This window comes from Microvirga sp. GN3, assembly GCF_055792825.1.
Genome location: NZ_JBVVAK010000087.1, coordinates 25,911 through 35,302 on the forward strand (window position 1 = coordinate 25,911; position 9,392 = coordinate 35,302).

The 9,392-nt window shown below is 58.5% G+C and carries 6 protein-coding genes; 1 reads left to right on the forward strand and 5 read right to left on the reverse strand.

Annotated elements, in window-relative coordinates:
• Window positions 1–22: 22 nt before the first annotated feature.
• Entirely contained in the window at window positions 23–1,141 is a 1,119-nt protein-coding gene (locus tag ACS5Q1_RS30775; RefSeq protein ID WP_473101770.1) for a M20 family metallopeptidase, read from the reverse strand.
• Window positions 1,142–1,337: 196 nt separating this feature from the next.
• Here ACS5Q1_RS30775 and ACS5Q1_RS30780 point away from each other — a divergent pair, with 196 nt between their 5' ends.
• On the forward strand, window positions 1,338–2,768 hold the full coding sequence (locus tag ACS5Q1_RS30780; protein WP_473101771.1) for a calcium-binding protein: 1,431 nt from the start codon (window positions 1,338–1,340) through the stop codon (window positions 2,766–2,768).
• 105 nt (window positions 2,769–2,873) lie between these two features.
• Here the strand turns inward: ACS5Q1_RS30780 and ACS5Q1_RS30785 are convergent, their stop codons facing one another.
• The 4 genes from ACS5Q1_RS30785 to ACS5Q1_RS30800 all read right to left on the reverse strand — a co-directional run bounded on the left by ACS5Q1_RS30785 (window position 2,874) and on the right by ACS5Q1_RS30800 (window position 9,178).
• A complete protein-coding gene (locus ACS5Q1_RS30785; RefSeq protein WP_473101772.1) occupies window positions 2,874–6,230 on the reverse strand; it encodes a cadherin domain-containing protein in 3,357 nt (1,118 codons plus the stop codon).
• Window positions 6,231–6,673: 443 nt separating this feature from the next.
• A complete protein-coding gene (locus ACS5Q1_RS30790) occupies window positions 6,674–6,901 on the reverse strand; it encodes a DUF6894 family protein (RefSeq protein WP_203439870.1) in 228 nt (75 codons plus the stop codon).
• Between the two features lie 341 nt (window positions 6,902–7,242).
• Window positions 7,243–7,632, reverse strand: coding sequence for a M10 family metallopeptidase C-terminal domain-containing protein (locus tag ACS5Q1_RS30795; protein WP_473101773.1), 390 nt, complete (start codon window positions 7,630–7,632; stop codon window positions 7,243–7,245).
• Entirely contained in the window at window positions 7,601–9,178 is a 1,578-nt protein-coding gene (locus ACS5Q1_RS30800) for a cadherin repeat domain-containing protein (protein WP_473101774.1), read from the reverse strand. Before ACS5Q1_RS30800 ends, ACS5Q1_RS30795 begins: the two co-directional genes overlap by 32 nt.
• Window positions 9,179–9,392 lie beyond the last annotated feature (214 nt).

The window sequence follows — 9,392 nt, forward strand, 5'->3', positions numbered from 1 at the left end:
AGATCGGAGATAGCGATTGTGTTCAGCGCAAGGTCTCCAGCAGACGCGTCATGAGTTGCTGACGTGGCGCGATCGAGGAGATCAGGCCGTATTCCTGGAGCGTGTGCGCTCCGTCGCCGTCGATGCCGAGACCGTCGAGGGTCGGCGTGCCGAGAGCCGCCGTGAAATTCCCGTCCGATCCGCCGCCGACGCGGGGCGACGACACGAGATCGAAGCCGATTTCGGCCGCAAGCGACTTGGCATGATCGAAGAGCTTCGACGTGCCTTCAGTCCGCTCATAGGGCGGCCGGTTCATGCCGCCCGTGACGGTGACCTTGAAATCCGGATTCGCGGGCTTCAGGCCGAGAATGGCGGCCGTCAGCGCCTCGCCATCCGCCACCGTCTCGACGCGCAGATCGACGGGAAAATGGCAGTGCTGGGGAATGGTGTTCACCGCCGTGCCGCCGGAGACCATGCCGACCGTCGTGGTGACGCCACGCGCATAATCGGTGAGAGCCTCGATGGCGAGGATCTGGCGCGCAGCCTCGTAGACGGCGTTGCGTCCGTCCTTGTGGCGCGAGCCCGCATGGGCGGGACGGCCTTCGACATGCACGTCGAAACGCCCCACCCCTTTGCGAGCGGTGACGATCTGGCCGCCATCACGGGCCGGTTCCGTCACGAGCGCATAGGCCGAACGACGACTGAGATCCTCGATCATCGGCCGCGTGATCGGCGAGCCGATCTCCTCGTCCGGCGTCACGAGAAAAATGATGGGCCGCGCGGCCGCACCCCTGCTGGCGACATCCCTGAATGCCTCCAACGCCAGATAGGCGCCCCCCTTCATGTCGTAGACGCCGGGTCCGTAGAGACGATCGCCCTCGATTCGCAACGGCAGGTCATTCTCGATGGTGCCGACGGGATGCACCGTATCGAGATGTGACATGATCAGGATGCCAGGCTCGGACGTCTGCGGTCCTGCGCGCAGGACGAGAACATCGCCCAGGCCCTGTTCGCCCGCAATGCGCTCGACCGCGACCGGCGCGTCCTGCATCTGCGCGACGACGAGATCCATCATCAGGTTGACCCCGGCCCGGTCATGGGTCGGGCTCTCGGCGCGGATCCAGGTGAAGAGCGTGTCGAGGGATGGCGAGGAGCGGCTCATGATGTCTTCGTTCTGAATGATGGTGCTTGCTGGCTAACCACTCCTCGTCCGAAACATCAAGCCTGAGATGCTGAGGACCGGGACCAGGGCAATACAAAGCTACGGCCATATGACGCAGCAATTCCGTATGGATATCCTGTAACAGGAAAATAAGCTACACGCTCCAAAGTTACAGAATCGATTGGATCCACGAAGAATGGCACGCAAAGTTGGCTCTCTGGGCAGGAATTTTCTCGAAGGCACCACTGTCTCCGACAGCCTCTATGGCGACAGCAGCGCCACTCGCAGTTCAGGCACGACCGGGGGCGACACGCTCCATGGCTACAATGGGGCGGACTATCTTTATGGCGATGCGAGATACTTACGGCTCTCGGCGCGTGGCGGATCCGACACGATCTGGGCCGGTTTCGACGGCGATACGGTCTATGGCGATTCCTACACGATGAGCTACTCGTCGGCCGGCGGTTCGGACAGGATCTGGGGCGAGGCCGGATACGACAAACTCTATGGTGATACCCGCACCATGTCCGCCTCCGCGAGAGGTGGATCCGACAAGATCTATGGTGGCTATGACAACGACAGTCTTTTCGGTGATGCCTATACCATGTCGGCAACGACGAGTGGCGGTGCCGACAGGCTCTATGGCGATAACGATAGCGACTCTCTCTACGGCGATGCGCATTCGATGACAGGTTCTGCCTTGGGCGGCGCCGATCTCCTCTATGGCGGCAACGACGACGACCGACTTTATGGGGATGCTTTTACGTTGAGGAGTGCCGCGCGAGGCGGATCCGACGCGCTCAATGGCGACAGCGGACGCGATACGCTTTACGGCGATGCAAGCTCCCTGATCCATTCCGCAATCGGCGGACATGACACTCTCAAAGGCGGCGGCTCCGAGGACATTCTCTACGGCGATGCCTACGAGATGCGCTACTATGCCGTGGGCGGGGCCGACAGGCTTTACGGTGGCTCGAGCAACGACCGGCTCTACGGCGACGCCTATACGCTCTACGACAATGCGATCGGCGGAGCGGATTACCTGTCGGGAGAAAGCGGCAACAACACCCTCTACGGCGATGCCTACACCATGATCGCCTCCTCCGCCGGCGGCAACGACAGCCTCTACGGCAGCACCGGGAGCGACACGCTCTATGGCGATGCCGTATCCCTGAACGACCAGAGTCGCGGTGGGCACGACTATCTGAATGGAAGCTCTGGCAACGACGTGCTCTACGGCGACGCGCAGGTCACAAGCGCCAACGCAGGCTACGGCAACGACACCCTGTTCGGCGGCACCGGCAATGACCGTTTGATCGGCGACTCATCCTATGGCGGCACCGGGGCCGATTATCTGAACGGCGGCAGCGGGAACGACACAATGGATGGCGGCGGCGGGCGCGATCTCTTCGCGTTCGATTTGTCATCAGGCAGGGATACGATCCAGTATTTCCGCCCGGGCGAGGACCAGATCGATCTGCGCGCCTGGCGTTTCGGCTCCTTCGACAATCTCAACATCGCCGACAGAACAGGCTATTCCCTCGTCACTCTGTCTGGGACGAGCCATTACATCAAGCTTGAGAACGTGCTGAAGGCGCAGCTCTCAGCGACCGATTTCATTCTCTAAGTGAAAAGGCCCGGATGCACTCCGGGCCTTTTGTCTGAAGTAATGGAAATCCTCGATCAAAGAACGCCAATCCGCCGGAGACAAGCCAACGGATTGGAGTGCGCCTCAGATGACGAAGAAGTCGGCGTAAGTCATCTTGAGGTTCTTGGATAGCATGGCGATCTTCACCTGTGCCGAAGAGCCGGTACCATCCGCATCATAATAGAGTGAGCCAGTCTTTTTGTCGTAGACGATTCGGTCTTCCCGGTCCTGCGCCTTGGTGCTGCTGACGAACATGTCCGACTTGACCTTCACTGGTTTAGTAGGCGTGCCTTTCCCCAGCTTGGTGAAGACCACATTGTCCAGCCAGACACTGTCATCTTTCGTGGGGAAGCTCAGAATCTTGTCGACATTCGTGCTCTTGTTCAACCTCGTATCGAACACGAAGACGTCTTTGCCCCCGTCCCCTCGCAACGTGTCATTGCCAAGACCACCCGCAAGTGTGTCGTTCCCGGAACTTCCGTAAATCGTATCCTTGCCCACGCCACCAACGATCTTGTCATTTGCGGTGCTGCCCGAAGTCCTTTCCGGATTGACGTCTGTCACCTGGATCGTGACGAGGCGGTCATTCGAAAGTCCGTTCGCCGTCGCGCGGATGGTAAATGTGTAGCTTTGCGTCTGCTCATAATCGAGCGCGATGCCACTCTTCACCTTAAGCTCGTTGCCGGCGATTTCGAAGGGGGCCCTCTCGGCACCGAGTAGTGAGTAGGTCACACCCTGCCCATTGGGATCCGTCGAACTGATCCGCCCGATGGATGTGCCATCACCCGACAATTCGGCGATGCTTGCGGTGCCGTCGAGGACCGGCACAGAAGGGGGACGATCCGTTGTGACGACCTCGACAGTGAGTTCTTCCTCGGCAGAGGCATTGCTGCCATCGACTACCGTAATCGTGAACACGGTCGGATCGACGGATCCTATGGGGCTGGTTCGATCCGTTGGATTGAACTGGAGCGTGCGAATGGCTGCCGTGATATCATCGGGTCGAGCACCTTCGATCGTGTAAATGCCGGTCTTCGGATCGTAATGACCGATGTTGTTCGCTGGCAGGACAAGAGTGCCTTTTGCCGGATCATGCGTGATCGTAACCGAGACCACGACATCGTCCGTATCAGCGACCCAGGCCTGAGCGAAGGGAGAAAGAATCCCGGTGTCGTTGACCCGGATCGGTGTAGCGCTCAGTCCTCCCAGGACCGGGGGCTTGTTCCCGGCGCCATTGGGAATGGCGATGTCGACTGGGACATCAACAACGGTCTCCGCGCCGCCGCCGTCCACGAGTGCAACCTTGATCGCCCGTCTAGCCGTCACAACTGAATTCGTCGCCAGATTTACGTAAGTGAGGGCGTGAATGAGCTTCTCGACCAGGTCGGCAGTGGCTGAAGCCAGGAAATTGACCTTCAATCCATCGGCGCCGGTTCCATTCTCTTCGAGGGATCCGATCTCGACGCCGTCGATGGAGATTTTATCGTCGACGATCGACACACCATTGCCGCGCGCGATATCGAGCCTATCCTGCCCAGCGACACGATTGTCAATCGTGACCAACAGCGAGCTGAAACGGCCGGTATCCTCAATGATATTGGCATCGGCATTGGCATCCAGACGCACGAGGCCCCCCGCTTGAGCGGTGACAAGATCACCATTCAAATTCTCGATAATAGGAACTTCATTGGTCCAAGTTACTTCATTGTCATCGACTTTCTCGGTGACCTTCTCAATGCCTTGCCGGAACAACTGGAGCCTTTGCTCCAGAGTGAACGTGGCACCATCCAGCATCACTTCGTCGTTGCCGCCTTCGCCATGAACGAGGAGAGCCGTCTCTGCCTCGCTGACTGCGACAGTCGATCCGAAATCGGCCAGTACGATGCGTTCGATGCCGGCAATGGTCTTGCCTCGAAAATCGTAGATCTCTCCGCCGTTGAAGAGGCGCAGCTCGTCGTTTCCGTCTCCACCATCGATGGTCATGAAGGGGACAAGATGCGCTGCGTCACTGACAATCGTATCGTTGCCGTCGGATCCCAGTAACGTCTCGAAGCCCTTCAAGTTGGCAAAGAGGTTGAGTTCGCCGGCCTCGATCATCTGCAAGGTATCGTTGCCGCCATCCCCATCGACGACATCACCCTCGGACAGGCCGCCAGCCCGAACCTGCAGGATCTCGTTATCTCCAGTTCCGAAAACGTATTCCTGCGCCGTCGTCAGAACCTGCTCTCCGGTTTGGGTGAAGATGCGCTGGGAGATACCCGCACCCAGAGTTTGATCCTGGTTCTGTGTCTGCCAAGTAACGACCCAGCCATTGGGGAGCGCCGTAACGCTGGCATTCTGATTCCAGACACTGCTGCTGAAAGGATCCGCAACCACGAGATCGGGCCCGGCTGTCGACCCATCATTTGCGAAATAGCGCTGGAAGATGTCGTTTCCGGATTTCCATGTGACGATCCATCCGCCATCGGCAAGCACCTGGACCTGCGGCTTGCTCTGCGCGCCGTCCGTCGTCATGTTGACACGCACCTCGGGATCGACAGTGCCGTCCGCTCGGTAGCGACGCATAAAGATACCGGTTCCGCTGCCATCCTGATCAGTCGACTGCCAGACGACCAGCCATCCTCCATCCGGGAGGGCGGTCACTTCGGGCAGGGTCTGGTTCTTGTCCGTGGTCGTATTGACCCGAACCTCCGGTCCAACGGCAGTGCCGTCCGCCCTGTAGCGCCGCATGAAGATATCTGCGCCGGGATCGAAGGCCGATCCCATGGGATCCGGATTGCTGACCCAGGTCACGACCCAGCCACCATCGTTCGGGTCGGCAGGATCGTCCTTCAGCATCGTGACCGTTGCGTATTTTTGATGCCCTGGAGTCAAGGTATTGACGCGTTCGCCATCGGCCCCTAGCTGCGGAACTCCTACGTTGTTGAACCGCTGCTGGTAGATGCCGTAACCATTCCCATCACCAGCGCTCCAAGTCGTCATCCAGCCCCCATCCGGCAGGGCGACGATGTCGAGATGCTGAACGTAATCGACGGGCAGGCTTCCATTGGCCTTTTGGGCGACACCTTGGGGTTCGCCGTTCAAGTTGTAGCGCTGCTGGAAGACATCGGCGTGGGACCCGTTGGCGTTCCGCTCGATCCATGTGACGACAAAGCCGGCATTTCCGGCAAGAGCGGTGGCATTCGACCAGATTTGGCTGCTCGTCGTAGATTCGGTGTTGACGAGACGATCTTCCGGAGCCCCATTGTTTAAGAATTGCGGCTCGCCCTGCAGATTGTATTTCTGCATGTAGATCCCGCTGCTGCTGCCGTCCTGCCCGTCTGAACTCCAGGTGACGAGCCACCCGTCCGGCAGAGCCGTCGTCCTGGGATGCGATTGACTATCGAAAGTCGTAACGTTGACCTGCGTCTCTTCACCGACCCGAAATACCGAAAATGCCATGGCTGATCCCCCTGATGCTGTGGTCACGATCAGGTCCTCAGCAGTTCAAGACGGATTTGCAGGGCCGATATAGTAACCGGCCGCAGCTTATAGCGATCGATATATCATATCAAGGATGGATTGACCTTAGGTTGAAGCAACGAATTTCCCAATCATATCAACAGGTTTGAGGGCAAGGGCCTTATCGCCGCCGCCCTCGAACCCGATCTTCCGCCCTAAACGACGAAGAAGTCTTGGTAAGTCATCTTGGTCTTAGTGGAGATCGTGGTGCTCTTGATCTGCGCTTTTGATCAAGTCCTCGGCATCTCTCGCCTTCTTGCCCTCGGCGAACGCGTTCGCCTTGAGTTTCTTCGGTTCGGCCATCGAGCCAAACATCACATTCATGCAGGTGGCTGCCCTCCCCCGGGCCCACGGATCGAGGGTGTGCGTCTCAGGACAAGCCTTCAATGCTGCGCCATATCCAGCGGGATCGACAGGAGGACGTTTCCGGCCTCGTCAGCGACTTCCAGCTGCCAGCCGCGCCACTCGACGTCCTCGTCCTCGCCTTCCTGCCTCAGTTCCTGAATGGCTTTAACGGCCTGATAATGGGCTGCTTCCAGGTCCGAGACTTCAATCCCAACCTCGTCGACGATCCGTTCGTGCGTGTGCACAAGATGAAAGTAACAGTGCACGCTGGGGCAACCTCGGAAATCTTCACTCAATCGTCGGGTCTCGCCATGACCCGGAATCTGCCGCTAGATGAGCAGCTTCCATGCCATGACGCAAGGTAAGTTTTCGGATTCGCGGACATCTGAGAGTCTGCTCGAAGAATATTATCCTGGATCCTCTCCCGGTGGCGCAGATGCGGATCTCCCGCGTCGTCAGCTGTGGCCAAGCTTGAGCATAAGAAGCAGGGCGTCTTCCTGCTCAGGTTCAAGAACAAGAGCTGCTTCCTCATGCGGAGAATCATCTCGTCCTTTGCTGCCGCATCCTTGACACTCAAACGGAATCCCTTCGCCAAGAATACTCCAGGTCAAATCACGAAGAAGTCCTTGTCGGTCATCTTCAGATTCTTGGAGATCGTGGCGATCTCCACCGCCTTGCCTTTGCCGGAGCCATCGGCGTCGTAATTGAGCACGCCCTTCTTGTTGTCGTAGACGATGTAGTCGTTCTTGTCCTTGGCCTTCGAGCCGATGGTGAAGAACGACTTGCTGAGTTGTGCCGGTTTGTCTTCCGTACCCTTCTTCCCGAGCTTGGTGAACACCGCGTTGTCGAGCCAGATCGAGTCGTCCTTGGTCTTGAAGTCGGCGATCTTGTCCTTGTTCGCCTTTGTGTTTGGCTTTGTATCGAACACGAAGATGTCACGGCCTGCATCGCCGGCGAGAATGTCGTTACCCCCAACCGCCCCAGAGCTTGTCGTCACCGGAACCGCCTTTGAACGCATCTTTTCCGAAGTCGCCTTTGAGCATGTGGGCACCCATGCCGCCACTCACGTTCTCGGACGCGACATCGCTGACTTTGATCGTAAGCCAGGTCCGATAGACAGCTCCGAGCGCATCCTTCACCTCGACTAGGACCCGATGCGATCGGGCCTGTTCGTAATCGAGCCGGATGCCGTCCTTGACCGTCAATGCTCCACTTGGGCTCAGTACGAAGCGGCCTCCGGCGTCATCGAGGAGAGCATAGGTAAATCCGCGTTCGATGACGAAAGCCTTCGCGTGAAGCTGGATCATCGCAGAGGCACTGGACGTCCCCTCCTCGAATGCATCCCCATCAAGGCTGAGGCCGGTGGGTGTCGTAGGCCCGACCTGCCATCCGTCCGCCGTGTAGCGCTGCTGGTAGATATCGTAATTGTCTCCCTCCTGATCGTATGAATTCCAGGTCACCACCCAGCCGCCATCCTCCAACGTCGTGACGGAGGCCAGAGATTGATCGGCTGAAACCGTCGTATTCACCCGATTTTCGCCGCCGACCTTTTGCCCATCGGCAGCATAGCGCTGCTGGTAGATGTCTGCAGGACCATCGCTCGACGGACTGGATGTCCAAGTGACAAGCCAACCTCCATCCGGGAGCGCGGTCACGGAAGAGTCGTATTGTTCGAGAGCCGTGGTCGTGTTGATCTGCGCCTCGCCTCCCACCTTCTGACCGCTCGCGGCATAAAGCTGTTGGCGAACGCTCAGGCCGGAATCGTCACCTGTGTAGGAAGACCAGGTCACAACCCAGCCGCCATCCTTCAGGCCCGTGACCGTCGGAAGGGCTTGTACATTCTCACTGATCGTATTGACCTTGATTTCGTCCCCGATCGTCCATCCATCGGAGTCGTAGCGCTGCTGATAGATATCGGCTTCGGAATGATCCTGAGAATAGACTGTCCAGGTCACGAGCCAGCCGCCATCCGAGAGCGCCGTCACCGATGAGCGGGAGTTTGAATCGGATGGGCTGCTATTCACTTGCGTTTCCGAACCGACGGGATGTCCATTGGCTCCGTACCGCTGCTGATAGACACCGCTGCTGGAGCCGTCCGGCGTATCGGAGGCCCAGATGACAAGCCAGCCGCCGCGTGCAAGGGCCGTCACCGCCGGAAATTCCTGAGAACCGGCAATTGTCGTGTTGACCCTGACCTCAGGGCCGACCTTCAATCTATGCTCATTGTAACGCTGCTGAAAGATGCCAGTGGACTGACCGTCCTGTCCGATCCACGTGACGACCCAACCACCGTCGGCGAGATCTGTGACGGATGGCTCCGTCTGTGCATTCAATGTCGAGCTATTGACCCGGACCTCTTCCCCAACAGCAATGCCCTTGGCAGAATAACGCTGCTGGTAGATCCCCTCCTGAGACCCGTCCTGCCCCTTGGACGTCCAAGCAACGACCCAGCCCCCGTCCTTGAGGGATGAGACTGAGGAAAAGTTCTGGCTATGGGCGGCGGCATTGACCCGGGTCTCGCCTGTCACGGAAGCATTGCTCATCGTACCCTCTCCCTGGATCAGAGGTTTTGTGATTTTATAATATCACAATTAGAGCCCGCCGTTCTCCCGTCAACTCTCAGGCGCCAGGCCAATCGGGATAGGGGGAACCTCGCGGTTCCACCCCTCCCACACCACCGTACATACGGGTCCGTATACGGCGGTTCGTCGGATTACTCGACTGGCTGGACGTGGACGGAGGCAAGACCGAGGCCTT

What these genes read in the sequence shown, in the direction of transcription:
- ACS5Q1_RS30785 (WP_473101772.1), bottom strand. Translation starts at nt 6,230, where the DNA reads ATGGCATTTTCGGTATTTCGGGTCGGTGAAGAGACGCAGGTCAACGTT.
- ACS5Q1_RS30800 (WP_473101774.1), bottom strand. Translation starts at nt 9,178, where the DNA reads ATGAGCAATGCTTCCGTGACAGGCGAGACCCGGGTCAATGCCGCCGCC.
- ACS5Q1_RS30780 (WP_473101771.1), top strand. Translation starts at nt 1,338, where the DNA reads ATGGCACGCAAAGTTGGCTCTCTGGGCAGGAATTTTCTCGAAGGCACC.
- ACS5Q1_RS30775 (WP_473101770.1), bottom strand. Translation starts at nt 1,141, where the DNA reads ATGAGCCGCTCCTCGCCATCCCTCGACACGCTCTTCACCTGGATCCGC.